This is a genomic window from Phenylobacterium deserti, from assembly GCF_003254705.1.
In the GTDB taxonomy this organism is placed as follows: Bacteria; Pseudomonadota; Alphaproteobacteria; order Caulobacterales; family Caulobacteraceae; genus Phenylobacterium; species Phenylobacterium deserti.
The window spans coordinates 151243-176172 of sequence record NZ_QFYR01000005.1; the positions used below are offsets into that span (position 1 = coordinate 151243).

29 protein-coding genes are annotated in these 24930 nt (G+C 69.7%); 7 read left to right on the plus strand and 22 right to left on the minus strand.

Annotated elements, in window-relative coordinates:
• Positions 1–28 precede the first annotated feature (28 nt).
• Positions 29–940 carry an EamA family transporter gene (locus tag DJ018_RS17430; RefSeq protein WP_111516404.1) on the plus strand — a complete coding sequence of 304 codons (912 nt, stop codon included), beginning with the start codon at positions 29–31 and terminating at the stop codon, positions 938–940.
• A 9-nt stretch (positions 941–949) separates the two neighbouring features.
• Here DJ018_RS17430 and DJ018_RS17435 read toward each other — a convergent pair whose 3' ends face one another.
• The 9 genes from DJ018_RS17435 to DJ018_RS19275 form a co-directional block, all read right to left on the minus strand.
• The gene (locus DJ018_RS17435) at positions 950–1168 is read right to left on the minus strand and encodes a hypothetical protein (RefSeq protein ID WP_111516255.1); all 219 of its coding nucleotides are present in this window, start codon (positions 1166–1168) and stop codon (positions 950–952) included.
• 55 nt (positions 1169–1223) lie between these two features.
• Positions 1224–1850 (minus strand): SGNH/GDSL hydrolase family protein, encoded by a 627-nt coding sequence (locus DJ018_RS17440; protein WP_111516256.1) that lies wholly within the window; start codon positions 1848–1850, stop codon positions 1224–1226.
• The gene (locus tag DJ018_RS17445; RefSeq protein ID WP_111516405.1) at positions 1850–2698 is read right to left on the minus strand and encodes an oxygenase MpaB family protein; all 849 of its coding nucleotides are present in this window, start codon (positions 2696–2698) and stop codon (positions 1850–1852) included. The genes DJ018_RS17440 and DJ018_RS17445 overlap by 1 nt, the downstream gene beginning before the upstream one ends.
• Before the next feature lie 63 nt (positions 2699–2761).
• Positions 2762–3157 carry a cupin domain-containing protein gene (locus DJ018_RS17450; protein WP_111516257.1) on the minus strand — a complete coding sequence of 132 codons (396 nt, stop codon included), beginning with the start codon at positions 3155–3157 and terminating at the stop codon, positions 2762–2764.
• Positions 3158–3241: 84 nt separating this feature from the next.
• Entirely contained in the window at positions 3242–3652 is a 411-nt protein-coding gene (gene acpS / locus DJ018_RS17455) for a holo-ACP synthase (protein ID WP_111516258.1), read from the minus strand.
• Entirely contained in the window at positions 3649–4407 is a 759-nt protein-coding gene (locus DJ018_RS17460; protein WP_111516259.1) for a pyridoxine 5'-phosphate synthase, read from the minus strand. The genes acpS and DJ018_RS17460 overlap by 4 nt, the downstream gene beginning before the upstream one ends.
• Positions 4408–4483: 76 nt before the next feature.
• The gene (pyrE, locus tag DJ018_RS17465; protein WP_111516260.1) at positions 4484–5068 is read right to left on the minus strand and encodes an orotate phosphoribosyltransferase; all 585 of its coding nucleotides are present in this window, start codon (positions 5066–5068) and stop codon (positions 4484–4486) included.
• A gap of 56 nt (positions 5069–5124) precedes the next feature.
• Entirely contained in the window at positions 5125–6777 is a 1653-nt protein-coding gene (locus DJ018_RS17470) for a carboxylesterase/lipase family protein (protein WP_111516261.1), read from the minus strand.
• Between the two features lie 195 nt (positions 6778–6972).
• A complete protein-coding gene (locus tag DJ018_RS19275; protein WP_165842964.1) occupies positions 6973–7308 on the minus strand; it encodes a UrcA family protein in 336 nt (111 codons plus the stop codon).
• Positions 7309–7730: 422 nt separating this feature from the next.
• Between DJ018_RS19275 and DJ018_RS17480 the strand changes: the two genes are divergently transcribed.
• On the plus strand, positions 7731–8168 hold the full coding sequence (locus tag DJ018_RS17480; protein WP_133254325.1) for a hypothetical protein: 438 nt from the start codon (positions 7731–7733) through the stop codon (positions 8166–8168).
• A 7-nt stretch (positions 8169–8175) separates the two neighbouring features.
• Here the strand turns inward: DJ018_RS17480 and DJ018_RS17485 are convergent, their stop codons facing one another.
• Together DJ018_RS17485 and rpoZ are read right to left on the minus strand one after the other, a co-directional pair.
• Positions 8176–10356 (minus strand): RelA/SpoT family protein, encoded by a 2181-nt coding sequence (locus DJ018_RS17485; RefSeq protein WP_111516264.1) that lies wholly within the window; start codon positions 10354–10356, stop codon positions 8176–8178.
• A gap of 152 nt (positions 10357–10508) precedes the next feature.
• Positions 10509–10868 carry a DNA-directed RNA polymerase subunit omega gene (gene rpoZ, locus DJ018_RS17490; RefSeq protein ID WP_111516265.1) on the minus strand — a complete coding sequence of 120 codons (360 nt, stop codon included), beginning with the start codon at positions 10866–10868 and terminating at the stop codon, positions 10509–10511.
• Between the two features lie 166 nt (positions 10869–11034).
• Between rpoZ and DJ018_RS17495 the strand changes: the two genes are divergently transcribed.
• Positions 11035–11754, plus strand: a complete 720-nt coding sequence (locus DJ018_RS17495) for a hypothetical protein (protein ID WP_111516266.1) — start codon at positions 11035–11037, stop codon at positions 11752–11754.
• 15 nt (positions 11755–11769) lie between these two features.
• Here DJ018_RS17495 and DJ018_RS17500 read toward each other — a convergent pair whose 3' ends face one another.
• The 4 genes from DJ018_RS17500 to folK all read right to left on the minus strand — a co-directional run bounded on the left by DJ018_RS17500 (position 11770) and on the right by folK (position 15698).
• Positions 11770–12321 carry a DUF1353 domain-containing protein gene (locus tag DJ018_RS17500; RefSeq protein ID WP_111516267.1) on the minus strand — a complete coding sequence of 184 codons (552 nt, stop codon included), beginning with the start codon at positions 12319–12321 and terminating at the stop codon, positions 11770–11772.
• Positions 12322–12383: 62 nt separating this feature from the next.
• The gene (locus DJ018_RS17505; RefSeq protein ID WP_111516406.1) at positions 12384–14702 is read right to left on the minus strand and encodes a glycoside hydrolase family 31 protein; all 2319 of its coding nucleotides are present in this window, start codon (positions 14700–14702) and stop codon (positions 12384–12386) included.
• An 82-nt stretch (positions 14703–14784) separates the two neighbouring features.
• Complete coding sequence (locus DJ018_RS17510) at positions 14785–15180, minus strand: hypothetical protein (RefSeq protein ID WP_111516268.1); 396 nt, start codon at positions 15178–15180, stop codon at positions 14785–14787.
• Positions 15180–15698 carry a 2-amino-4-hydroxy-6-hydroxymethyldihydropteridine diphosphokinase gene (gene folK / locus DJ018_RS17515; protein WP_240609599.1) on the minus strand — a complete coding sequence of 173 codons (519 nt, stop codon included), beginning with the start codon at positions 15696–15698 and terminating at the stop codon, positions 15180–15182. Before folK ends, DJ018_RS17510 begins: the two co-directional genes overlap by 1 nt.
• Positions 15699–15702: 4 nt before the next feature.
• On the opposite strand from folK, the gene DJ018_RS17520 reads away from it, so the two are divergent.
• Genes DJ018_RS17520 through DJ018_RS17530 form a run of 3 tightly spaced genes read left to right on the plus strand, consistent with a single transcriptional unit; the run spans position 15703 to position 17386 of the window.
• A complete protein-coding gene (locus DJ018_RS17520) occupies positions 15703–16305 on the plus strand; it encodes a LabA-like NYN domain-containing protein (protein WP_111516269.1) in 603 nt (200 codons plus the stop codon).
• Positions 16298–16954 (plus strand): uracil-DNA glycosylase, encoded by a 657-nt coding sequence (locus DJ018_RS17525; protein ID WP_111516270.1) that lies wholly within the window; start codon positions 16298–16300, stop codon positions 16952–16954. Before DJ018_RS17520 ends, DJ018_RS17525 begins: the two co-directional genes overlap by 8 nt.
• Positions 16955–16978: 24 nt before the next feature.
• Entirely contained in the window at positions 16979–17386 is a 408-nt protein-coding gene (locus DJ018_RS17530) for a hypothetical protein (RefSeq protein ID WP_133254326.1), read from the plus strand.
• A 1-nt stretch (position 17387) separates the two neighbouring features.
• On the opposite strand, the gene DJ018_RS17535 is transcribed toward DJ018_RS17530, so the two are convergent.
• From DJ018_RS17535 to dapA, 3 genes are read right to left on the minus strand one after another with little or no spacing between them, the layout of a single operon-like run.
• A complete protein-coding gene (locus tag DJ018_RS17535) occupies positions 17388–18122 on the minus strand; it encodes a GNAT family N-acetyltransferase (protein ID WP_111516272.1) in 735 nt (244 codons plus the stop codon).
• Positions 18122–18580, minus strand: a complete 459-nt coding sequence (smpB, locus tag DJ018_RS17540) for an SsrA-binding protein SmpB (RefSeq protein ID WP_111516273.1) — start codon at positions 18578–18580, stop codon at positions 18122–18124. The genes DJ018_RS17535 and smpB overlap by 1 nt, the downstream gene beginning before the upstream one ends.
• Complete coding sequence (gene dapA, locus DJ018_RS17545; RefSeq protein ID WP_111516274.1) at positions 18580–19464, minus strand: 4-hydroxy-tetrahydrodipicolinate synthase; 885 nt, start codon at positions 19462–19464, stop codon at positions 18580–18582. The genes smpB and dapA overlap by 1 nt, the downstream gene beginning before the upstream one ends.
• A gap of 134 nt (positions 19465–19598) precedes the next feature.
• Here dapA and DJ018_RS17550 point away from each other — a divergent pair, with 134 nt between their 5' ends.
• The gene (locus DJ018_RS17550; RefSeq protein ID WP_111516275.1) at positions 19599–21692 is read left to right on the plus strand and encodes a transglycosylase SLT domain-containing protein; all 2094 of its coding nucleotides are present in this window, start codon (positions 19599–19601) and stop codon (positions 21690–21692) included.
• A 15-nt stretch (positions 21693–21707) separates the two neighbouring features.
• Here the strand turns inward: DJ018_RS17550 and DJ018_RS17555 are convergent, their stop codons facing one another.
• From DJ018_RS17555 to DJ018_RS17570, 4 genes are read right to left on the minus strand one after another with little or no spacing between them, the layout of a single operon-like run.
• Complete coding sequence (locus tag DJ018_RS17555; protein ID WP_111516276.1) at positions 21708–22469, minus strand: ABC transporter ATP-binding protein; 762 nt, start codon at positions 22467–22469, stop codon at positions 21708–21710.
• Complete coding sequence (locus DJ018_RS17560) at positions 22466–23452, minus strand: FecCD family ABC transporter permease (protein ID WP_111516277.1); 987 nt, start codon at positions 23450–23452, stop codon at positions 22466–22468. The genes DJ018_RS17555 and DJ018_RS17560 overlap by 4 nt, the downstream gene beginning before the upstream one ends.
• Complete coding sequence (locus tag DJ018_RS17565) at positions 23449–24231, minus strand: ABC transporter substrate-binding protein (RefSeq protein ID WP_240609600.1); 783 nt, start codon at positions 24229–24231, stop codon at positions 23449–23451. The genes DJ018_RS17560 and DJ018_RS17565 overlap by 4 nt, the downstream gene beginning before the upstream one ends.
• Before the next feature lie 8 nt (positions 24232–24239).
• The gene (locus DJ018_RS17570; RefSeq protein ID WP_111516278.1) at positions 24240–24854 is read right to left on the minus strand and encodes a TetR/AcrR family transcriptional regulator; all 615 of its coding nucleotides are present in this window, start codon (positions 24852–24854) and stop codon (positions 24240–24242) included.
• Between the last annotated feature and the right edge of the window lie 76 nt (positions 24855–24930).

The following is a 24930-nucleotide window of genomic DNA, read 5'->3' on the forward strand; positions in this document are numbered from 1 at the left end:
AGCTGGGCCGCGAGCGCATATGGCCGGCATGAGCCGCCCTTCCCTGCCGCCGCTGCATTTTCTGCTGGCCCTGGCCGTGGTGGCGGTGTGGGGCACCAACTTCGTGGTCATCAAGGTGGGGCTGGACCACCTGCCGCCGCTGACCTTCGCGGCGCTGCGCTTCACCTTCGCGCTGCTGCCGGCGGCGTTCTTCCTGAAGCGGCCGGATGTCGCCTGGGGCAAGCTTGCGGCCTACGGCCTGCTGATCGGCGTCGGGCAGTTCGGCCTGCTCTACATCGCCATGACGCACCTGATCTCGCCGGGCCTCGCCTCGTTGGTGGTGCAGATGCAGGCGTTCTTCACCATCGCCCTGGCCATGTGGCTGACCGGCGAGCGGCTGCAGGGCTTCCAGGTGGCGGCGTTGATCGTGGCGGCCTTGGGCTTGGCCTGGCTAATGGCCCACACCAGTGCGGAGGTGACGCCGCTGGGGCTCGTCCTGGTGCTGGGCGCCGCGCTGAGCTGGGCCGGCGGCAATGTGGTGGCGCGCAGCTCCGGCCCGGTGAACATGCTGAGCTATGTGGTGTGGGCGAGCCTGTTCTCGGCCCCGCCCCTGTTCGCCCTGGCGCTGGTGATGGAAGGGCCCGCGCTGATGGCCCACAGCCTGGCCACGGCAGGTTGGGAAACCTGGGCGGCGGTGCTCTGGCAGTCGGTGGGCAACACCCTGTTCGGCTATGCGGCCTGGGGCTGGCTGCTGGCGCGGCATCCGGCGGCGACCATCTCGCCGCTGTCCCTGCTGGTGCCGGTGTTCGGCATGGGGGCCTCGGCCCTGTTCCTGGGCGAGCCGCTGCAGAGCTGGAAGCTGACCGCCGCGGTTCTGGTGCTGGCGGGCCTGGCGATCAACACCCTGTGGCCGCTGGTCGGGCGGCGCAGGATCGCGCCCGCGCCGCCCGCCGCGGAATAGGTCGCGTCCTTAGTCGTCCGAGCTCATCGGCCCGCCGGACGAGCCCATGCCGCTGCCGGCCGCACCGTTGGAGCCGACCGGAGCGTCCGCCGCGCCAGCGCCGCCCACGTCAGCGGCCGCGTCGGGACCGCCCTTCCGCTCCTGGCCGGGCGCGCCCGTTCCGGCGTCGGGACCGGTTTCGCCGCCCGTACCGGGGCCGAGGGCGTCGGGATCTTGCTGTTGGCTCATGATGGTCCTCCTGAGCGGGAGGAACGCCGGCCGTTGCGCGATGTTGCGCCCGCGCTCAAGTCCAGACGCGTGAGGTGCGCTCCGCAGCGCGTCCCTGCACCATGGCGGCGATGGCGGCGGTGATCTTCGCGCCGCCCTGCACGGAGGGCTCGATGGGGTTCGCGTAGTCCCCGGGCTCGTCGCAGATCAGGCGCAGATCGATCAGATCGAAGCCCAATCTGCCCGCGGTGCGGGTGATGACGTCGTTGAACAAGGCAAGGCCGGTGACCACCAGCCGACTGTACGGCGGCGGGTAGTTGGCGTCGTAAATGGTGCAAAGGGCGGTGGGCAGCCGGCGGGCGGCGACGGCTTCCGCCATCTGACTGTACTCGGACGCGAAGCGGTCCTTGGCGTCGGCAAGGCGGCTCATGGCGTCGGCCATGGAGCGGGCGGGCTCGTGCAGCAGGCCGGACGAGCGCAGCGCATCGTTGCCGCCGACGGAGATGATCAGGTGGGTGGCGTCGGAGGGCGCCTGCGCGAGCTGGCGGCGCACGCCTTCGGTGACATCGCCGTCCACGGCCAGCAGGGTCGCTTTCCACCCTGGTCCGAGCTTTAGCCGAAGCTGAGCGATGACATCCGGGCCCGGCTGGACGTAGGCGCCGTTGTCGAAGATGGAGTCACCGAGGAGGACGACGTGGCTCATCACGCCGCCCGCAGGTCGTCTGCCCCGACCCGCGCGCGAGCCTGACTGACGATTTCGTTGGGGGCGAAGCGGGCGCTGGCGGCCAGGGCGCGCATCAGGCGCTGGGCGGCGCGCAGGCGGATGGCTGGCCGCGTGATCTGCAGGTGGAGCGGCGCCCAGGCGGGCAGCAGGTCGACGGCGGCGTCCACCAGCAGCGGCTGGACGGCGCGGCCCGCCAGGCCCACGGGCGAGGTGCGTTCCACCAGCCCCAGGAACTCGCCGATGATCGGGTGAGGCTTCAGTTTGGGCCGCATGGCGGCGAACAGCTGCTCGACCTCAGCGACGGTGCGGGGCAGCGCGCCCGTGCCGAAGCGTTCGCCGACGGCGGCGGCTTCGGCGAAGTAGCGGTCCTGGTCGGCGGGCGAGAGGCCCGGTTCGACGTAGCGGAGGTAGGCGTTCAGGAAGCCGTAGCCGGCGGTCACCTGCACCCAGGTGAGAAGCTCCGGATCCATGGCCTGGTAGGCCTGACCCTCGGGCGTGGAGCCGCGCACCCGCTCGTGCATGCGGTTGACCATGGCGATGCGCCGCTCGACCGCAGCGGTTGGGCCGTAGGTGGTGATCATGGCTGCGTCGGCCGTGCGCTGCATGCGGCCGAGGGGATCGGTGCGGAAGGTGGAGTGCTCCCACACGCCCGAGCGGACGCGGGGCTCGGCCAGCTCCAGGATCACCGCGGCCACCCCGCCGATGGCGAGGATGACCGGGTTGGCGTGAACGCGCCAGGTGACGCTGTCTGGCCCGAAGAGGCCCGGGTCGCCGGCGGGCTGGGCGTAGTCCAGCGCGCCGTCGCCGAACAGCTGGCGCCGGATCATGCGACCGATCCGGCGCTGCGGGAAAGCCAGGAGCGAGGCGCTCTGCAACCTGGCCACCGCGACCTACTCCGTGGTCTTGCCGTCGAAGTGCTCTTCCTGCTCGTCCGCTTCCTTCTTGGTGTGGCGGACGACGCCGTCCTTGTGCTCGGGCGGGCCGTACAGGGTGTAGAGCTTCAGGGGCTGATCGCCGGTGTTGACGACGTTGTGGCGCGCGCCGGCCGGCACGATCACTGCGAAGTCGTCCTCGATGGGGGTGGCCACGCCGTCGATCCGGACCTCGCCCTTGCCCTCTTCGATGCGGAAGAACTGGTCGTGGTCCTCGTGGACCTCTTCGCCGATCTCCTCGCCCGGCTGCAGGGTCATGAGCACCAGTTGGAGGAACTTGCCGGTGTAGAGAACGCGGCGGAAGTCGTCGTTCTCGACCGTGGCCTTCTCGATGTCCTCGACGTAGCCCTTCATGGGACTCTCCTTCTTCTGAACAGGGCTGCGGCAGCCCGAAACGCTTCACACGGCCCAATGAGCCGGGTTGGGCGACGGTTCCGCTCAAGCCGGCGCGTCGGCCGGCAGGGCTTCGATGATCACGAACGCCTGGGCGTAGGGATGATCATCGGTGAGCGACAGGTGGATGACGGGCTTCATGCCTGGGGGCGTGATCTCGTGCAGGCGCACCAGCGCGCCGCCGGTCAGGGCCATGGTCGGCTGGCCGGAGCGCATGTTGACCACCCCCATGTCGCGCCAGAAGACGCCGTCGCGCATGCCGGTGCCCAGGGCCTTGGCGCAGGCCTCCTTGGCGGCGAACCGCTTGGCGTAGGAGGCGGCCGGGCCGGGCTTGCGCTCCGAGCGCGCGCGCTCGATGTCGGTGAAGACCCGATGGGTGAAGCGATCGCCGAACCGCTGGAGGCTGGCCTCGATGCGGCGGATGTCGGAAAGGTCCGAGCCGATGCCGATGATCACGCGGCCTTCTCCTGCCGGCTTTCGTCCATCAGGGCTCGCATCCGCTGGATGGCGGGGCCCAGGCCGATAAAGATCGCCTCGCCGATCAGGAAGTGGCCGATGTTGAGCTCCATCACCTGAGGAATGGCGGCGATCGGCTTCACGGTGTCGAAGTCGATGCCGTGGCCGGCGTGGACCTCCAGCCCCAGGCGATCGGCCTCGGCGGCGGCTGCGCGCAGCTGCTCCAGCAGGCGATCGGCGTCTGGCGAACGATGGCGCACCGCTTCGCAGTAGGCGCCGGTGTGGAACTCCACCACCTGGGCGCCGGAGGCATGGGCGGCGGCGACCTGGGCCGGATCGGCGTCGATGAAGCAGGACACGCGAATTCCGGCGGCGGCCAGGCGGCGGATCACCGGCTCGATGCGGGCGCGGCCGCCGGCCACGTCCAGGCCGCCCTCAGTGGTCACCTCCTCCCGCCGCTCCGGCACCAGGCAGGCGGCGTGCGGCAGGTGGCGCAGGGCGATGGCCTCCATCTCCGCGGTGACGGCCATCTCGAGATTCAGGGGGCGGCCGCGAGCCTTGAGGACCTCGCTGAGCGCGTCGATGTCGGCGTCGGAGATGTGGCGGCGGTCTTCGCGCAAGTGAGCGGTGATGCCGTCGGCGCCGGCCGCCAGGGCCGTCTCGGCCGCCCGGACCGGGTCGGGATAGGTCTCACCGCGGGCGTTCCGTACGGTCGCCACGTGGTCGATGTTCACGCCTAGCCGAAGCTTGCTCATTCCGCGGGTCCTCGAAGTGCGCGCCTGAAGCGCCGCTTCAGGCTGCGAGACACATAGGAGCGCGGAAGGCCGTCGGCTACTTGGAAAGGCGGCGGCTGCCCGGATCTTCCGTGGGGATGGCCGCCAGCTCGGGCGGAAGCTGGTCGGCGGGATAGGCAGGGACGTCCAGGCGGGCCAGGGCGACAAAGGGCGCGCCGGGGTCGGCACGGCCATTGGAGCGATCGACGATGCAGGCGGCGACCACGACATCGCCGCCGGCCTTGCGGATCGCCTCGACGCATTCGCGGGAGGACAGGCCGGTGGTGACGATGTCCTCGACCATGGCGACGCGGGCGCCCGGCGGGATTTCGAACGCGCGCCGCAGCTTGAACTCGCCCCCTTCCCGCTCGACGTAGACCGAGGGCACGCCCAGGTGCCGGGCGGTCTCGTAGCCAGGAATGATGCCGCCGACGGCGGGGGAGACGCAGATGTCGACCTCGCCGACTTCGGCGCGGATCTTCTCGGCCAGCGCCTTGCACAGGCGCTCGCAGCGTTCCGGGTACTGGAAGACCAGGTTCTTCTGCAGGAACACCGGCGAATGGAGGCCGGAGGACAGGACGAAGTGGCCTTCGCGCAGGGCGCCGGCGCCGCGAAACTCGTTGAGGACGTCTTCGGTGTTCATGGCCTGAGCGAATAGCGCCGTTCGAGCCGGCGCGGAAGGCGCCGGCTCAAGCCGCGTCAGGCGCGCCGGCCGAGCGGATCCACGCGGCCCCAGAGCTTGCGCTCAGCGCCGAAACGGTCGGGGACCACCTGGCACTGGGCGTCAATGACCATGGTGGCGCGGGTCTTCAGATCGTAGGCCGGCCAGGCCGGCTGCCCCTTGGCGGACGGCTGCCCGGTGCGCGCGAAGGTGGCGAACATCTCGCTCATGTTGTCGGCGACGGCGCCGACGTCCGGACGGTTGCCGGCCAGGGTGTCGCCGCTGGCCACGTTATCGAAGACGATCGGGATGTCGATGGCGTGCATGGCGCCCACGTCGCGCGCCGCGCCCTCCAGCCGGCGGTTGGAGCGGTAGGCCAGGTTGTAGAAGAACACCGGCGCTGCGCCCTGCGAGGCTTTCAGCTCGGCGATCCGGATGGAGCCCAGGCCGAAGCTGCGGGCGGTCTGGATGGCGAAGAAGAGGTCGGTGGGCGTGGCGCCCGGCCGGTCGGCGCGATAGGTGCGCAGCACCTCGTCGAGATCGGGCCCGAGGTCGGCGAGCCGCTGGCGCAGGCCCGCTTCGGTCAGGCTGTAGGCGGCCACATCCTTGCCGGCCCAAGCGAAGAACGAGGCTTCTTCGTCGAGGAAGCCGACCATCAGCGGCTTGTCGCGGGCGGTGGCCGGCGCGTCGGGCTGGAACGGCTGGCGCGGCAGGAGCTTGCCGTCCACCACCGGGCCCCAGACGCCGGGCCGCACGTCGGTGATGCCGGACCAGCCGGGCGCGGGGTCCGGGCCGTTGCGCTGCTGGAGCAGCTGCTGGGCCTTCAGGAAGTCGGCGGCGGGGATCTCGTGGAGGCGACGCCAGTCGGCCGGGGCGATGTTCAGCACCTCCAGCAGCTTGCGGGTGGTGGCGGCGGCCTGCTGGCGGGTCTGAACGCGCAGGGTGGGCCCGCTCTGGATCGCCGCCTTGTGGAACAAGGGCGCGACCGTGGGCATGGCGTAGAGGCAGGAGGTCTTGGCCCCGCCGCCGCTCTCGCCGAACAGCAGGACGTTGTTCGGGTCGCCCCCGAAGGCGGCGATGTTGCGCTTCACCCACTGCAGGCCAAGGGCGATGTCCGACAGGCCCTGGTTGCCCTGGTAGGCGGGGCCGCCCAGTTCCGACAGGTCGATGTAGCCCAGAAGGCCCAGGCGGTGATTGGTGGAGACCACCACCACGTCGTACTGACGGGCGATGTTGGCGCCGTCCTGGCTGGTGCTGCCGCCCGAGCCGGTCGTGTAGCCGCCGCCGTGGCAGTAGAACATCACCGGCTTGCCGCGCCCGCCGCCAGCGGGCGCCCAGACGTTGAGGTAGAGGCAGTCTTCGCCCGGCGCGGGCTCGTTCAAGCCGTAGACGGTGCTGGCGTCCTGCATGGCCGGCGTGCCCAGCCGCAGGGCGTCGCGCACGCCCGTCCACGGCTCGGCGGGCCGGGCCGGCTTGAAGCGGCCCTCGCCCGAGACGGGCGCGCCGTAGGGCACGCCCTTGAAGACATCGACGCCGTTCTGCCGCTGCCCGCGCAGCCGCCCCAGGTCGGTGGTCACGACCACGTCTTCCGCCGCCCCTTGCGCGCGCAGCACGGCGGGCGCGGCCAAGGTCGCGCCGGCGGCCAGCATGAGGACGCGGCGGTTCACGCCGAAACGGAGCGGCTGGGTCATGGCGGAAGTCCTCCCGATCTTCTTGTTAGCGCTAACTGACCACGGTTCTTTGCGGCTCGCCAGAGAGCGCCTGCGGGCCGCATCACCCGGCGGCCGGAATCGGAAACGCCAGCCGATGGGCTGGCGCTGGGACTTGCGATGGGCGCGGAAGCGGGGCGCGGCTTCTGATGGCCGCGCTCCCGCTGGCGGCAGTGGTTAGTTGGAAGCCATGCGCATGGGCGCACGCTCACGATAGACGGCGTTCACGGTCGGCGAGTTCAGGCTGGCCACGGCCTGATCCATGCTCTGCTGGTAGCACTCGGAGCCGCGGGTGGCGGCCTGCACTTCACGGACGCTGAAGGTCGAGGCGCCGCAGGCGCTGAGGGCCGCGCGGTCGAGCCGGACCAGCAGACGGGCGGCGTCGCGCTCGCTGGACAGGTCCAGGCCGGCCTTGCTGACGGCGATGCTGGTGGTGACGACCGGCTCGTCTGCGAACGCCGCGGCGGGGGCGGCGATGACGGCGGCGGCGGCGATGAGACCGAGGATCTTCATGGCGTGCTTCCCTAAGTTTGGGCGCCTTGCTGCGGCGCCGAATGCTTGACCCGGTCCCGTCAAATCAAATGTACGCGCGATCGACGGGAAACCGATGCTTGAGGAAAGTATAGGCGCACGCTGCTGGTTCCGCCAGCTTTTCGATGCAGAATTCGGCACTTCGTTCTTTTCCGCACTTAAGCAGATGAAGGCGCTGGATTGCATGAATTCAATGCAGATGATTTCAGGCCCACTGCACACGGCTCAGTCAATTTGACGTGGACGCACAGAAGCCGACGTGGGCAACTGCATGCGGAATACGCATCTGCTTAAAAGCTGATCAGGCGCCGATTCTCGCTCGATGAACGTTGTTCTGCGGCTAGTGCGGCTAGGATCATGCTGTAGCCGGGGCTTGATGGGATCAGACGCTGACGGAGCCGGTCATGCTCAGCCTTTTGTTGCTGCAACTGCTTCTGGATCCACAGACCCCAGATGGGCGCTCGTGCTTCCAGCCTACGCCAGATGGCGGCGTCGAGTTTATCGGCGACCGGCGATGCCGGCGGCTTGCACCGCCGCGCCGGATGGAAGGCGTTTGGCTGAACACCTTTGAAGGATCGGCCTTCTATGAGGGCGCAACCTCTCTCGCCGACGCACGGGGCGAGGCTCGCGTCTGGTTCCGCCACGAGGAGCCACTGATCGCCTGGAAAGGCGCGCCGCCCAAAGAGGAGCACGCCTATCGCGTGGTGCTGATTGGCCGGAGCGCGGAGGACATGAACCGCCCGCCGCTTCAGGGCTACGGCCACATGGGCCTGTGGCCCGGGCTGGTTGTGGTCGACGAGTTGCTCGAGTTGCAGGATTTGGGGCCGCTGCGGCCCGGCTGACCACCGCTCAGGCCTTGGCCCGGTCAACCGTCTCGACGCTGGGGTTGGCTCGCAAAGCCGCCGCGATGTGGGTCAGGTGGCGGGCGTCGTTGACGTCCACGTCGAAGTCGACGTCGAAGAAGTCGCTTTGCCGGTGGTGCATGCGAAGGCCGACGATGTTGCCGCCCGCCTCGCCGATGATGGTGCAGACCTGTCCCAGGACGCCCACCGCATTGCGAATGGTGGCGCGAAGCCTGGCGCGGGCGATGGAGTTGCGTTCAGCGTCCGGCGTCCACTGCAGGTCGCGCCAGAGCTCCTCGTTCTCCTCGAAGGCCTCGAGCCGCTCGCAGTCGATGGTGTGGACCGTCAGGCCGCGGCCGTCGCTTTCCAGGATGCCGACGATGCGGTCGCCCGGCACCGGCGAGCAGCACTGGCCGAAGTGGATGGACACGCCCGGCGTCAGGCCGCTGCCGCGCACATAGAGGCGGGCGCCCTCCCCGCCTTCGATCCGATGGCGAGCGGCGACATCACGCTCCACCGCCTTGAGGCCCGGGAAGATGGCGTCCAGCACCTGGGCGGGCGAGACGCGACCACGGCCGACGGCTTCGTAGAGGTCGTCCTCGCCGGGCGTGGCGAACCGATCCAGGGCCGGCCGAAGGGAGACGTCCTTGCGGGACTTCTCGGCCGCCGCAAAGATCTGGTCGATGGCGGCGCGGCCCAGGCGAGTGAACTCTTCCTTCTCCGTCTGGCGGATGTGCCGGCGAATGGCCGACCGGGCGCGGCCGGTGACGGTGAGCGAGCGCCAGTCGGGCGGCACCACCGGCTTGCCGCCACGGATGACCTCCACCACGTCGCCGTTCTGCAGGGGCGTGCGCAGCGGCTTCAGCTCGCCGTTGATCTTCACCCCGATGCAGGTGTCGCCGATGTCGGTGTGCAGGGCGTAGGCGAAGTCGAGCGGCATGCCGCCCCGGGGCAAGCTGACCAGCTGGCCCTTGGGCGTGAAGACGAACACCTGGTCCAGGTACATCTCGAGCTTGGCGTGCTCGACCAGCTCTTCGACATCGCCGCCGTGCTCCAGCACCTGGACGAGGTGGCGCAGATTGACCAGCGGATCGCGGCCGCCGGCTTCCTTCTGGTGTTCGGCGTCGAAGCCGTAGGACTCGTTCTTGTAGCGCCAGTGGGCGGCGACGCCCTCCTCGGCCACCCGGTCCATGTATTCGGTGCGGATCTGCATCTCGATCCGCATGCCTTTCGGCCCCACCACCGTGGTGTGCAGCGAGCGGTAGTTGTTCCGCTTGGGCGTGGAGATGAAGTCCTTGAACCGTTCAGGCACGCTGGGCCAGGCGCGGTGGACCACGCCCAGGGCGCGGTAGCAGTCGTCGTCGCTGTCGACGATCACCCGGAAGGCGTAGATGTCGGACAGTTGGGAAAAGCCGATCGACTTGCGCTGGAGCTTGCGCCAGATCGAGAAGGGATGCTTCTCACGCCCGAAGACGCGGGCCGGAATGCCGGAGGCGTCCAGCCGGTTGGCGACTTCACTGGAGACGAGGCTGACCGCCGGACCTTGCTTCTCGCGCAGCACTTCCAGCCTGCGAATGATGGCGTCGCGGGCGACCGGATTGAGATGCTCGAAAGCGATCTCCTCCAGCTCGGCGCAGATGCGCTGCATGCCGATGTTGCGGGCCAGCGGCGCGTAGATGTCGAGAGTTTCGCGGGCGATGCGCTCGCGCTTGGCGGGGCTCTTGATGAAGTGGAGCGTCCGCATGTTGTGCAGGCGGTCGGCCAGCTTGACCATCAGCACCCGCACATCCTTGGAGATCGCCAGGATGAACTTACGCAGGTTTTCGGCCTGGCGGAGGTGCTCGGAGGAAAGCTCGAGTTTGGAGAGCTTGGTGACGCCCTCGACGAGTTCGCCGATCTCGGGGCCGAACAGCTCGTCGATGTCGGCGCGGCTGACCGGCGTGTCCTCGATGACGTCATGCAGCAGCGCGGTGACGATGGTGGCCGTGTCGAGGCGGTAGTCGGTGAGGATGCCCGCCACCTCGATGGGGTGGGCGAAGTATGGGTCGCCGGAGGCCCGCTTCTGGGCCCCGTGCATGCGCATGGCGTAGACGTAGGCGCGGTTCAGCAACGCCTCGTCCGCGGTCGGATCGTACGACCGGACTTTGTCGATGAGTTCGAACTGGCGCAGGAAGCGCGGCCGCTTCACCGCCGCTGCGCTTTGGGCGGAAACGGGCGGCGAAGGGGCTGGAGGCGGCTGCGCCCCCGAGGTCTCGGGGGCCGCCGGATTCGAGGCGTCCTGCGGGGCGGCGACGGGTTCGGACGGCGCCGGGATCGTGAGGGGTTCTGCGCCTTCCGGGCTCAGTACCGCTCCTCCTGACCGCCATCGCGGTCGCTTTGCAGCGCGCGAACCAGCTCGAGCTCGCTCATCTGCATGTGAGTCGGGTCGGCCAGCAGGGCCAGGGTCTCGGCCTCTTCCTCGGCTTCCGAGCGCTCGTCGACGCGCTGCAGGGTGCCGATCAGGTTCTCGCGCAGTTCTTCCGGATCCACCACGTCGTCGGCGATTTCGCGCAGGGAGACGACGGGGTTCTTGTCGTTGTCACGGTCGACGAGGAGCGCGGAGCCCGCCGAAATCGCGCGAGCGCGATGCGCCGCCAGCAGCACGAGGCCGAAGCGGTTGGGGACTTTTTCGATGCAATCTTCGACGGTGACGCGAGCCATGGAGTCCTCGGACGGGAGATAGAACCGGGGAAAATAGAGGTTCGGCCCTCTTTGTGCAACGCCGCAAACGCTTGAGGCGCCTTCCGTTTGCGGCGTTGTGTCGTCGAGCGGGCGCTCAAAAAGCCTGTCATGGACCGGGCTGCCTCCCCTGCCCCGAGTTGATGTGATGCCTGCCGCCCTCGCCCTGATGCTGATGCTTGCCGCGTCGTCGCAGCCCAAGCCGGCGCCCTTTCCGACCGTGCAGGGCCCCGGTGGAGCGCTGGTGACCGCGCCCACCTTCAGCTTGCCGGAAGGCGGCAAGGCGGTGGTCGCCGGCAAGGGGTCCAGCGAGACCCAGATCCTGGAAGAGCCGGACGCCGTCTTCCACCCGCGAAGCGGCGTCCGCCTGCCTCGCGTCCACAAGGGCTGCCGCCTCAGCTTCGTTGCACCGCTCACGGACAAGTCGGGCCGGCCGGACAGCTTCGCCCGGGGGCTGATGGCGGAATACGACTGCACGCCATCAGCCGACCTGACGCAGGTGGAGATCTCGCTGGAGGTGAACGCGCCGCAGCTCCGCAAGAAGGATCCCCAGGCGCTCACCCGCATCGCCAGCCAGATCAACCAGAGCCTGGCGCAGGTGGACCGAAGCCAGTGCGTGCCGGCCTTCACAAGTCCGAACCCGATGCAGGCCGGCCTGACCGCGACGCAATGCGGCATCCGCTGGGATGATCCGCGCGATCCGGCGCACCGCAGCTACGGCGCGGCCACGGTCGCCTATGGCCGCGGCGCAAGCTTCGTCAGGTTCAGTCGGCGCTGCGTGGACGCCCAGTGCGGGCCGAGCGCCGTGGCGTTGGCGGCGTTCGTCGACAGCTTCGACCTGCGCGGGCTGCAGTCGCCCGAAAGCTGATCAACAGGACGGTGCTCAGGCTCGCCCGGCGGCGGGTTTCTGTCGAGGCTGACGGCTGTCGTCGTGGCCCCAGCCGCGGCCGCCGCCGAGGCGCACGGCGAGCCAGATGACGTTGCGGCGCAGGACGTCGACGCCACGGTTCTCCAGCGCGTCGCGCAAGATCCAGTCGGCTTCCGCGCGGGTGTAGGGCGCCTCGCGTGTGTTGCCGGCCGGCTGGCGCTTCCAGGCTCCGGTCCCGCGGGTGGCGTAGAGGAAGTCGTGGATCACGGCGCCTTTCACCCAGGGCCCGTCCGGCGGCACCAGCGTCCAGGCCCAGCGTGGGATCGAAGCCAGGTCGGTGACGAAACCTTTGGGCACGGTGATGGTGTGCTCGGCGTCGCTCGGCCGATAGGTCAGCGGGTCGTGCAGTCCCCAGAGGCTGCGGCCCTTCTTGATGGAGGGGGTGTATTTGTTATCGAGCAGGACGAGCACGAGCTTGCCGCCGAAGCGGTTCACCCATCCGGGCGGAGCGCCGGCCAGCCGCCCGTCAAGCGCGCGGGCCGTCGTCTTTGCTGGTCTCACCGCCATCGCCGCGGCCTCCTGAAATGGAAGCGCGCGGCGACGTCCTCTGGTTGCGCTTGGGGCGCGGACTACCTGCCGACGACCTGAAGCAGCCGGGCGGGATCGCCGGCGAGCGCCTTGTCGCCGGACACGCTGAGCCGGCCGGCGGCGTCGTCCCAGGACAGGACGGCGGTGCGGCCACGGCCCTTCTCGTAGTCGTTGGTCACGCCGTCATCGTCGTAGAGCGCGAACCGGGCGTTCCGGCCCGGGTAGACGCGGATCGCCGCGATCTTCTGCGGGGTCATGGTGTTGGGCACGGGCGCGCCGATCGGCAGGATCGAGCCGGCGCGTACGAAGACCGGAATCCGGTCGATGGGCGCGGCGGCGTCGATCCACTGGCCGCCGGCCGCCTTGGTCCCGGTCCAGAAGTCGTACCAGTCGGTTCCGGCGGGCAGATAGACCTTGCGGCTGGTGACCCCCTGCTCCGTCACCGGCGCCACCAGAAAGGCCGGGCCCAGCATGTAGGCGTCGCCGATGTTCGCCACCGTCGGATCGTTGGGGAAGTCCATCCAAAGCGCGCGCATGAAGGGCGCGCCGGTGTCGTAGGTCTGCTTGCCGAGGGAATAGAGGTAGGGGATCAGCTCGTAGCGGAGCTTCAGGAAGCGCGCGAGATGGGCCTCGGCGTCCTTGCCGTAGGACCAAACCTCCGAGTGCTTGCGCAGGCCGTGGATGCGCAGGGTGGGCGTGAAAGTCCCGTACTGGAACCAGCGGACGAACAGCTCGGGATAGTCCTCGTAGCCGCCGACCGACTCGCGGGCGTCGGACGGGTCGACCAGCAGCGGACGCTCGGCCTTGTGTTCGGCGGGCAGGCTTTGCCAGCCGCCGATGTCGTTGCCCCAGTAGGCGAAGCCCGAGGCGGTGAAGTTGAGGCCGGTGGGCACCTGCCGGCGAAGGGCTTCCCAAGTGGACTGAATGTCCGAGGACCAGAACAGCGAGCCGTGGCGCTGGGCGCCGGTGTAGGCGGCGCGGGCCAGGATCAGGTTGCGGAAGTTCGGCCGGTCGCGGCGCGAGCCTTCAGCCACGCTTTGCGGATGGACCAGGGGATAGAGGTTGTAGAACCGGTCGCCCGAGCCGACGCTGTAGAAGTAGCCGGAGGGCACCAGGTCCGGTTCGGTCTCGTCCAGCCAGAACCAGTCGAAGCCCTGGGACGCAATGTTGTCGCGGATCTTTTCCCAGAACCAGGCGCGGGCCTCAGGGTTGGTAGTGTCGAGCAGCGCGCCGGCGCGATCGTTGCGCACCGGCAGGCCATCCACCGGCTTGCCGTCGGCGTCCTTCAGGAACCAGCCCTTGGAAGCGAGATAGTTGAAGTAGCGGCCTTCCGGCTCATACCGCGGCCAGACGCTGATGATGCTGTGCAGGCCGTTGGCGTGCAGCTGGCGGTTCATGCCGGCCGGGTCGGGCCAGTCCACCGGGTTGATGTCCATCTGGCCCATGCGGGTCCAGTGGAACCAGTCCACCACCATCACATCGAGGGGGTAGCCGCGGCTGCGGTAGCCTTCGGCCACGTCGAGCACCTGTTGCTGGTTCTCGTAGCGGGCCCGGCTCTGGATCAGGCCGAAGGCGGCCTTGGGCGGCAGGGGCGTGACGCCCGTCAGCTTGCGGTAGCCGGCGTAGATCTCGTCCGAGGTGGCGCCGGCGATCACGAAGAAGGAGACCCGCTCGCCCACGTTCGAGGTCCAACGAGTGGAGCCGTTCACCGCCGCCGAGATGGTGGTCTGGGACGGGTTGTCCCAAAGCACGCCATAGCCGCGATTGGTCACCAGGAAGGGCACGCAGACGGTCTCGCCCGCAGGGGCGTCGTAGTTGTGCCGGCAGTCGATGGTCCGGCCGCGGTGGTCGAGGATGCCTTCCTGGTTCTGACCCAGGCCGTAGAAGTGCTCGTTCGGGGCAACGCTGAAGCTGGCGCCGGCCTTGAAGGTCTTTTCGCCGTTGACGGTGTGGGGCGCGAGATCCCAGCCGTTCATGCGGGTCAGCACTTCACCGTCGCCTCGCCGGAAGGTGACCGACACCGGCGGCAGGGCGGAGGCGAAGTAGCGCTCCATCTGGCTCGGCGGGCCGCGGCGGGGCTGGGGCGAGACTTCCACTGAAAGGGCGCCTGAGCGGAACACGTCGCCAGAGGCGCCGGCCTGGTGCGTCCAGCCCGCGGCTGCGCTGGCGCCCAGGAAACCGGGGCCGGGGCTCGCCAGGGCCAGGTCCTTCTGGTCGCTGATGGTGACCCGGACGATGTTCGGTCCGTAGGGCTCGACGGAGACGAACGCGCCGTTGCGATCGAGCAGCGCCAGTGGATCGGCCTGGGCGGAGCCGGCCAGCAAGCCCGCCAAGGCGCCCGCAGCCCACAGTCGCGTCATGGCGCTCATCCTTCGCCCTCCCTTGCCCTGTTCTTGAGGCGCAGCTTCCCAGCCTTTGGCGCCGGGCTCAATGGCCTTGCCGTCAGCGGCGACGGGGGCCCGGGCCCCGGCTGCGGCGGGGCTGCGGCTCTGGCGAGCGTATCGGCGGGCTATGGCGGCGGGCGCGCCTGCGGCGCACCACCAGCCGGGCGAGCGCGCCGGCCACCACACCGCAGGACGCGACCACAAGCCAGAGCCCGCTGAGGACGACCACTGCGGCGAGGCTGCGTCCCAGGGCCGGGCCGAGCGCGTCAGGGGCGGAGCCGGACAGGCGGGTGCTGAAGAACACGGCCGTCGTCCAGGCGAGCAGGCAGACGACCAGGCCGACCAGATAGCCGACCAGCGCGCCGCGCCGGCCCCAGCGCGTCACCGCCAGGCCCATCAGCGAGGCCGCGCCAAGGGCGACAAGGAAGACGATCCGGCTGGACGCCTCCTCCATCAGACAGGCTCAGCGTCGCGGCCGACGGACGCCGCGGCGGCGAGCTCTTCGGCGGTGCGGTTCAGCACGGGATGGCGCCACCCCGGCGCGACCTGCGCCAGCGGGCCCATGACGAACCGGCGCTGGTGCGCACGGGGATGCGGCAGGGTGAGGCCGGGCGCATCCAGCACAGTGCGGCCGTGGGCGATCAGGTCGAGATCTAGCGTGCGGGCGGCGTTGCGGACGCTCCGTTCACGGCCAAGTTCCGCCTCGATCGCCAGGAGGCTCCGCAGCACGGCCTGCGGCCCCTGGTCCGCCTCGACAAGGGCGATTCCGTTGCGATACTCAGGCCCGGCCGGGTCAGGCCAGGCGGCCGACCGCCACCAGGACGACCGGGCCCTTAATTTCAAACCGGCCGGCGGAAAGCGCTCGAGGGCCGCCTCAAGGAGGGCCTCAGAAGAGGCGAACCCGCCGGCGATATTGCTGCCGAGGGCGATGACCACAGCCTGGTCCAGCTCTTCGGCGTCCAGGATTTTCAAGCGGATGACCTTTTACCCCACGGACCGGCTGGCGCTCTTTATCGACGGCGCCAACCTCTACTCGGCCGCCAAGGGCCTGGGCTTCGACATCGACTACCGGAAGCTGCTGGACGAGTTCAAGAAGCGCGGCGTGCTCGTGCGGGCGTACTACTACACGGCCCTGGTGGAGAACGAGGAGTATTCGCCCATCCGGCCGCTCGTCGACTGGCTGGACTACAACGGCTACCGACTGGTGACGAAGTCGGCGCGCGAATACGTCGACAGCCAAGGCCGCAAGCGCTGGCGCGGCGACATGGACGTCGAGATCGCCGTCGACATGATGGAGATGGCGGAAGCCTGCGACCACCTGGTGCTGTTCAGCGGCGACGGCGACTTCCGGCGGGCCGTGGAGGCGGTGCAGCGCAAGGGCGCGCGGGTGACGGTGGTGTCCACCGTCAAGACCCAGCCGGCCATGGCGTCAGACGAGCTGCGCCGGCAGGCGGACAACTTCGTGGACCTGAACGACCTGGCCGACATCATCGGCCGGCCCGCGCGCCTGCCGCGCTACATCCAGGAAACCCGCGCCACCCTGCCCAACGACGAAGCCGACGAGGCCGCCGATGCTTGATGTCGCCGCCCCGCCGGCCGTCAGCCCGGACCCGCCGCGCGACTGCCCGATCTGCCCGCGGCTGGTGGCCTATCGCGCCGCCAATGCGGCCGCCAATCCGACTTGGTTCAACGGCCCGGCCCCTTCATTCGGAGATGACGAGGCAAGGCTCCTGGTGGCCGGCCTTGCGCCGGGACGCACGGGCGCGAACCGCACCGGCCGGCCGTTCACCGGCGACCATGCGGGCATCCTGCTCTACGAGACGCTGATCGCCACTGGTTTCGCCACCGGCTTCTACGATCCGAACGGCGAGGATGACCTGCGGCTGGTCGACTGCATGATCACCAATGCGGTGCGCTGCGCCCCGCCCGGCAACAAGCCGGAGACGGTGGAAGAGGCCAACTGTCGGCCGTTCCTGCAGGCCAGGCTGGCCGCCCTGCCCCGGCTGAAGGTGATCGTGACGCTGGGCGACGTGTCCCGGCGCAACATCCTGCGGGCGTTGGGCCTCAAGGCATCGGCCGGGATCGCCGGCCACGGGTCGGAGTTTCAGGCCGGACCCTATGTGGTGCTGAACAGCTATCACTGCTCGCGGCTCAACACGAACACCGGCCGCCTGACGCCGGAGATGTTCCGGGCGGTGTTCGAGCGGGCGCGCGAGCTGGTCGGCTAGACGCGCCAAGAAAGGAGAGCCGCCGTGTTCTTCGAACCTCCGCCGCCCCCGGTCCCGCCTGTTCCCTTGTACCATGAGGGTCCGGCGAGTTCCGTCACGCACCGCTCCACCTTCATGTGCAACGGGCACAAGCTGGAGGTCACGCTGCTTGAGTTCCGAACCAAGCTCTCCGTGAACGCGCTTTCGGAGGACGGCTCGCCAGCGACCACGGAAGACCTGGCGCGCATAAACGCGGCGCTTACTCGGGTGGGTGGCTACCTGGATGATTGGCAGGTGCGGTGCTACCGAGACAGCCTCGGCCTGAACATCAGGATGCGCTTAGATCCAGGGAGAAACGATGACGGGACGGACCGTTACCGCACCCTGATCGTCGGCATGGAAGACGGCAAAGTCCGGAACGTCACGGAAGCCGACGCGTCCCCACGCCCCTAAATCAGGTCCGGACCCAGTACTCGTAGAGCCAGGCGAACTCGAAGCCGGCGCGGCGGTAGAGGTTTCGGGCCGGATTGGCGGCTTCGACCTGCAGGAAGATGCTTTGGGCCGCGCGGTCTCGCGCGGCGCTGGCGAGGGCGGACATGACCGCTGCGGCGTGTCCGCGACCACGATGCGCCACGGCCGTGCGAAGGCCGTGCAGGCCGGTCCAGGCGTCTTCCAGGCTGGCGACACCCACAGCGACAGTGCGGCTGCCCTCTCGAACGCAGCCATAGAGTGCGCCGGGCGAGCGGCTGAGACTGGACACGCGGCTGGCGCCGTCGGCGGGATCGAAGCCTTCGCCGGTGAACACGGACGCCCAGCCCGCGTCAGGTCGATCCAGCACCTCGGCGGCGCCGCGCGACAAGGCGGCTAGCCGATCGAGGTTTCCGATCTTCACGACCGTGGGCTTGGTGGGCGCGTAGCCGCGGCGGGCGAGCGCCGCGCGCAGGTCGGCCAGACCAGGAAGGTCGGCGATGCGGAAGGCGGGCTCCAGGCCACGCGAGCGATAGGCGGCCTCGATCTCGTCGAGTGCGGCGGCGCCTAGGTCGTGACGGAGCGGCACGGCGCTCTTGGCGCGGCCGATGGCGCCGGCGTCGAGCGGAACCAGCCAGCCGTCGATCTCGACGACTTCGGAAGGGGCCACGCCCGAGACGGTGGCCCGCTCCACACCTTCGACGTCCACGTCGAGGCGCATCACCCCTTGTCGCGCAACAGCCGAGCCTTGTCCCGCTGCCAGTCCCGCTCGGCGGCGGTTTCGCGCTTGTCGTGGATCTTCTTGCCCTTGGCCAAGGCGATCTCGAGCTTGGCGAGGCCCTTCTCGTTCCAGAAGAGCTTCACCGGGATGATCGTGCGCCCTTCCCGCTGAACCGCGCCGATCAGCTTGTCGATCTGCTTGCGGTGCAGGAGGAGCTTCCGCGGGCGGCGAGGCTCGTGGTTGAAGAACTTGCCGGCCTGCGGATAGGGCGGGATGTCGGCGTTGATCAGCACGATCTCGTCGCCTTCCACGGCCGCATAGCTTTCGGCGATGTTGGCCCGGCCGTTCCGCAACGACTTCACCTCCGAGCCGGTCAGGGCGAGACCGGCCTCGATGAAGTCCTCAAGGAAATAGTCGAACCGCGCCCGCCGGTTCTCGGCGATCAGCTTGTTCGACATCAGATCACACCGGCGTCCCGCATGGCCGCCAGAACTTCGACGCGCGAGGCCTCGGAGGCGGGGACGATGGGCAGGCGCACGTCCTCGGCGCACAGGCCAAGATGGGCCAGGGCGTACTTGGTCGGGGACGGCGAGGCGTCGGTGAACAGCGCCCGGTGCAGCCGAACCAGGGTGTCCTGCAGCTGAAGGGCGGCGGGGAAGTCGCCGGCCAGCAGGGCGTTGTAGAAGGCGGCGCACTGGTCCGGCGCCACATTGGCGGTGACCGAGATGCAGCCATGGCCGCCGTGGGCGATGTAGCCCAGGCCGCTGGGATCATCGCCCGAAAGCATCACCCACTCCGGACCGCACATCAGGCGCTGGAAGCTGGCGCGGACCAGGTCGCCCGTCGCGTCCTTGATCCCGATGATGTTCGGCAGCTTCGAAAGACGCGCCAGGACTTCGTTGGAGATGTCGATGCCCGTGCGGCCCGGCACGTTGTAGACCAGCACCGGCAGCTGCACCGCCTCGTTGATGGCGGCGTAGTGGGCGTAGAGGCCTTCCTGGCTGGGGCGGTTGTAGTAGGGCGTGACCACCAAGGCGGCGTCGGCGCCGATTTCCTTGGCGTGGCGGACGAGCTCGATCGCCTCGTCGGTGGAGTTGGAGCCGGCCCCGGCGATCACCGGCACGCGGCCAGCCGCGGTCTGGACGCAAAGCTCGACGACCCGGCGGTGTTCCTCGTGGCTGAGGGTGGCGGTCTCGCCGGTGGTGCCGACGGGCACCAGGCCGTGAACGCCGCCCGCGATCTGGCGCTCGACAAGGGCCACGAAAGCCTCCTCGTCGACCTGTCCGTTGCGGAACGGGGTCACGAGCGCCGGAAAGACGCCCTTAAACATAATCTCGGACATATGTGCACAAGGCCGTGAACCGGCCGCTTCTCTGTTGTTCGGCGTTCAGATTGGCCGCGACAATATGGGGCGTGGGTAACACCCGCAATCTCCCTATGTACGTGGCGAGACTCCCGGGGGCGTTCGTAACAGTCATGGCCCGCAAAGCTTTCCTGATTTCCGCAGCTGTCGTGCTGGCCAGCGTGGCCGCGCATGCCCAGCCCGCCGACCCGATCGGCGAACTGCTCGCGCCTGCCGCGAGCACGCCGCCGCCGGCGGCCGACCACCAGACGGTGCGCCGGCCCCTGTCGGAGAGCGACCTGACGACCTTCCGCACCGCGCTGGAAGCCGCGCGTCGTGGGGACGTCACCGGCGCCCGTAACGCCATCGCCCTGCTGAATGATCCGGTGGCGCGCAAGACGGCCAACTGGGCCCTGGTGGATGCGGCCGGCGAATCGCTGGGCTTCTTCGAGGTGGATCGCGCCCGTCGCGAGCTGACCGACTGGCCGCGCGCCTCGCGCCGAACGGCGGTGGCCGAGAAGCTGGTGCTGACCTCGGGCAAGACCCCGCGGCAGATCCTCGACTGGTTCGGCGATCGCGATCCGGCGACGGCGCAGGGCGCGATGGCCAAGGCCGACGCCTATCGGGCGCTCGGCGAGATCGACAACGCCAAGAAGCTGATCCGTACCTGGTGGCGCGACAAGAGCTTCGAAGCCGATGTCCAGCGCACCATGCTGACCCGCTTCGGCGACCTGCTGACGGCCGAGGATCACATCCGTCGGGCCGACACCCTGCTGTACGGCGCGCAGGGCCCAGCGGCGCGCGACGTGATCACCTTGCTGCCGGCCGACCAGCAGCAGGCCGCTTTTGCGCGGATCGCCCTGCGCAGCGGCGCGGCCAACGCCAACGACCTGGTGGCGGCCCTGCCCGCCTCGGTGTCCAACAGCCCGGGCGTCGCGTTCGAGCGCGCGGCCTATCTGCGCAAGAAGGGCCTGACCACCATGGCGGCGGGCCTGGCGGTCAACTTCCCGAAGGACGTGACGAGCTCCGACGGCGCCGAGAAGGTGTGGGACGAGCGCTACCAGCTGGTGCTCGCATCTCTGCGGGCCGGCGATGCGCGCGCGGCCTATGCGGCGGCGGATGCGGGCCTGACCAGCGGCTCCGACGCCGCCGATTCCGAGTTCTACGCTGGCTGGATAGCGCTTTCGAAGCTGAAGGATCCCGAGCGGGCGGCGCGCCACTTCCAGGCGCTGGAGCGCATCGGCCAGTCGCCGATCACCAAGGCCCGGGCCTACTACTGGCTGGGCCGCACGGCCGCGGCGCGGGGCGACCAGGCCACCGCAGAGGCGCACTACAAGAGCGCCGCCAAGCACCACACCACCTTCTATGGCCAGCTGGCCGGTGAGAAGCTGGGCCAGCGCCTGGTGCTGGGGTCCGACCCTGTGCTGACCCAGGCGGATCGCACCCGGTTCGAGGGCCGCGACACGGTTCAGGCCGCGCGCCTGCTGTACGATGTGGGGCAGAAGAACCTGTTCAACGTCTTCGTGCTGGCGCTGGACGACATCGTGCCCACGGCGGCCGACCAGGCGCTGTTGGTGGACATGGCGCGGGGCTACGGCAATCAGGATCTTTCCATGAAGGTCGCCCGCGCGGCGGCCCAGCGCGGCTTCATCCTGCCCCAGCGCGCTTATCCGCTGCGCACGCCGCCGCAGGTGGCGAACGGGCCGGAGCCGGCCCTGGTGCTGGGTATCACCCGCCAGGAAAGCGGCTTTGATCCGCTGGTCCGCTCAGGCGTCGGCGCGCGCGGGATGATGCAGCTGATGCCGGCCACGGCGCAGATCGTCGCCCGCAAGATCGGTGTGGACTACTCGCCCAGCATGCTGGACCAGCCGGAATACAACATGCGGCTCGGCTCAAGCTTCCTGGGGCAGCTGGTGAGCCAGTTCTCCGGCTCGTACGTGATGGCGATCGCCGGCTACAACGCCGGTCCCGGCCGCCCTGTGCAGTGGTCCAGCTTCTGCGGCGACCCCCGCGGGGGGAACAGCGACCCGATCGACTTCATCGAGTGCATCCCGTTCTCGGAGACCCGGAACTACGTGATGCGCGTGATGGAGGGGATGCAGGTCTACCGGGCCAAGCTGAACGGCGGCTCGGCCCCGATCACGCTGTCCAGCGACCTGCAGCGCGGCGCCTATGGCTATCCGCCCCCCGCCTCGACCGTGGCGGCGGCCAGCGAAACGGCGAGCTGACGAGTCCGGGCGCAGCTACCGGCTGCGGCGCGTGGCGACCAGGACCGGGCCCGCAGCCGTGTGCTGCAGTTCGCCGTCGAGGTTGAAGGCGGCCGCGAGAGCCTTGCGGCTGAGCGCGTCCCGCGGTGGGGCGTCCGCGAGAACGCGGCCCTGGTGCAGGACGAGGATGCGGTCGCAGGCGCGGGCGGCGAGGCCGAGGTCATGCAGGGTGAGGACAACCGCTGCGCCACGGGTCGCCTCCTCGCGCAGAAGGTCCAGCGCCAGAAGCTGAGCGTCCGGGTCGAGACCGGCGGCCGGCTCGTCGGCGATCAGAAGCGGCGCCTGGGCGACCAGCAGGCGCGCCAGCAGCACCCTCGCCCGTTCGCCGCCGCTCATCTCCAGAACTCCGCGCGGTTCGAGACCTTCGAGCCCGACGCGGGCCAGGGCTTCGAACGCGCGGGCGCGAGCCTCGGCCGGCGGGCGGTGATGGGCGCCAAGGCTGGCGATGCGCCATGCCGGCAGGTTCCAACCGAGGTGACGCTCCTGCGGCAGATAAGCCGCGCGGGCGGCGCGCTGGAGTTCCGACAGGCTGTGGACATCGGCGCCCGCAAGGCGCGCGTGGCCGCCGTCCAGCCGGACGAGTCCGAGGGCTGCGCGCAACAGGGTGGTCTTGCCGGCGCCGTTCGCACCGACCACGCCGACCACCTCGCCGGCTTGGGCCTGGAGCGAGACATCCTGCAGAACGGGGCGGCCGTCGCGGCCGACCTGCACCTGTGCAAGTTCGAGGGCCGGGGTCATCCGCGCCAGCTCCGCGCCGCGCGCCAGGCGATCAGGGCGAACAAGGGCGCGCCGAACAGGGCGGTGACCACGCCGAGCTTCAGCTCCTGGTCCGTGGGGATCAGGCGGGCGGCAAGGTCCGACAGGACTAGGAGACCCGCGCCGGCTAGGGCGGAAGGCGCCAGCACGCGGCCTGGATCCGCGCCGGCGCCGGCGCGCACTAGGTGGGGCGCCGCCAGACCGACAAAGCCGACGATGCCAGCCACCGCCACCGCCGCGCCGGTCAACAGGGAGGCGCCGGCCACCGCCGCAGCGCGCAGGCGCGCCATGGGCAGGCCGGAAAGCGCCGCCGCTTCGTCACCGAGGGTCAGCATCAACAAGCCTCGCGCCGCATAGACGCAGAGCCCTGCGCCGATGGTCATCGGGATGAGCCCCCGGCCGATGTCGCCCCAGTCGCGGTTGGCCACCGAGCCGAGCAGCCAGGAGAAGACCTCCGCCAGGGTGACCGGCGAGGGCGAGAAGTTGAACACCAGCGAGGTCAGGGCGCCGGCGAAGGCGGACAGAGCCACGCCAAAGAGGATCAGGGTCTCCGGTTCGCGGAAGCGGGCGGCGAGCGCCGTGAGCATCAGGCCGACCAGCAGCGCGGCGGCCAAGGCGGCGGCTTCCACCGCGCCGGCGAGGCCCGCAAGACCGGCGGAGATGGCGAGCGCTGCGCCGAGGCCTGCGCCCCCGGAGACGCCAAGGACCCCCGGGTCGGCCAGGGGATTGCGCAGCAGGCCTTGCATGACCGCGCCGGCCAAACCCAGCGCTGCACCCACCACCACGGCGGCGGCGCTGCGCGGGGCCCGCACTTCCCAGAGCACGACGCCCGGTCCGGAGGCGGGATCGGCCAGGGCCTGGGCGAACTGGGCGCCGGTCAGCTGGACTTCGCCCAGCAGGAGACCGGCCGCGCACAGGATCAGCAGCACCACCGCCAGCAGCAGATTGAGGCGCAGGTCCTTCACCGCGGGGCGCTCCGGGCCAGGAGCTCGACAGCTTCGGCCGCGCCCCAGTCCGGACAGCCGAGGAGCGCGCCCGGCAGGCTGGCGGCGGCGCGCTTTCGGACGATGTTCTGGACGATGCGGTGGCGCCCCTCCCCCCACGAACTGCCGGAGAGCTGGAAGGTATCGAAGAAGCCCAGCACCACGCGCTCGGGCGGATCCATCGCAAGGCCTTCCAGCGAGAGCACCTGAAAGCCCGGCCGCGTCTCGGCGTTGGTCATACCGGCGGCGCGCAGGATGGCGTCGACCAGTGTGCCGGAGCCGGCGGTCAGATTGCCGGGGGTGAGGTAGAGGGCGCGAACGCCGCGCCAGGCCCCGGCGGACCGGGCTAGGCGCGCATCCATCTGCCGGACCAGCGCTTCGCCCTTGGCATCCTGCCCGAGGCCATGGGCCGCCTTGTGAATGTTGCGCCGGACGCCTTCGAAGTCGCTGGCGTCATCGATCGTGACCACGCGCACGCCCCGCTGTTCCAAGGCTCGCACCAGCCGCGGATCGCCGCCCCAGTAGCGGATGACGACCTGCGGGCGAGCGGCCAGGGCGCTCTCCAGATCCAGCCGTCGCATGGGCAAGCCGCGAGCGAGGTGGCGCAGGCGCGAGTCGGCGTCGTCGGCTCGGCTGGACAGTCCAACGATGGCCTCGCGGGGGCTGAGGCCCAGGACGAACTGATCGGCGCAGGAGTCGAGGGACATCACCCGCGGCGCGGCGTGAGCAGCGGAGGAGACGGCCAGCGCGAGGAGCGCCACAAGGACGCTCAGTCGGCGAGCAGGCCGTGCATGAGGGCGTCGAGGGTGACGCACATCAGCGCCTCCCGGTCGGCCCAAGGGAAGCCCTGGCGCGTGATCAGCAGGGCCACGACGCCGTGGCAGGACATCCAGAAGGTCTGGGCCGCCGAATCGGCCGTGCCGGTGCGCAGGCGCCCGGCGGCGGCGATCTCGCGGACCACCCCTGCGAAGCTCTCGTAGCATTGGGTGCTCAGGTCGACCGTGTCCTCGGGCCAGGCGCCAGCCGATAGCGGACGAGGGGCGCTATAGACAAGCTGGTAGGCGTTCGGATGAGCGAAGCCCCAGCGCATGTAGGCTTCCAGCATCAGGCGCAGCCGGGCCACCGCCTCGACCGGCTTGGCCGCCAGTTCCCGGTTCTGCTCCAGCATCTCGCGAAGAGCTTGGTTGCAGATCTCCAGCAGGATCGCGTGCTTGTCCGGGAAGTGCATGTAGAGGGCGGTGGAGGACACCCCCACCTCGTCGGCGATCCGCCGGATGGTGGCGCCTTCGTAGCCCTCGGCGATGAAGATGCGCTCTGCGGCATGAAGGATCTCGGCCCGGCGCAGGTGGCCGTCGCCCTTCGCCTTGCGCGCCGAGCGGCGCACCCCGGCTTTCGTTCCCGTGCCTGCGGAAGTCACTACGACCTCTCGTTGTTATTCTAGCGGCACCAGAGCCGGAATT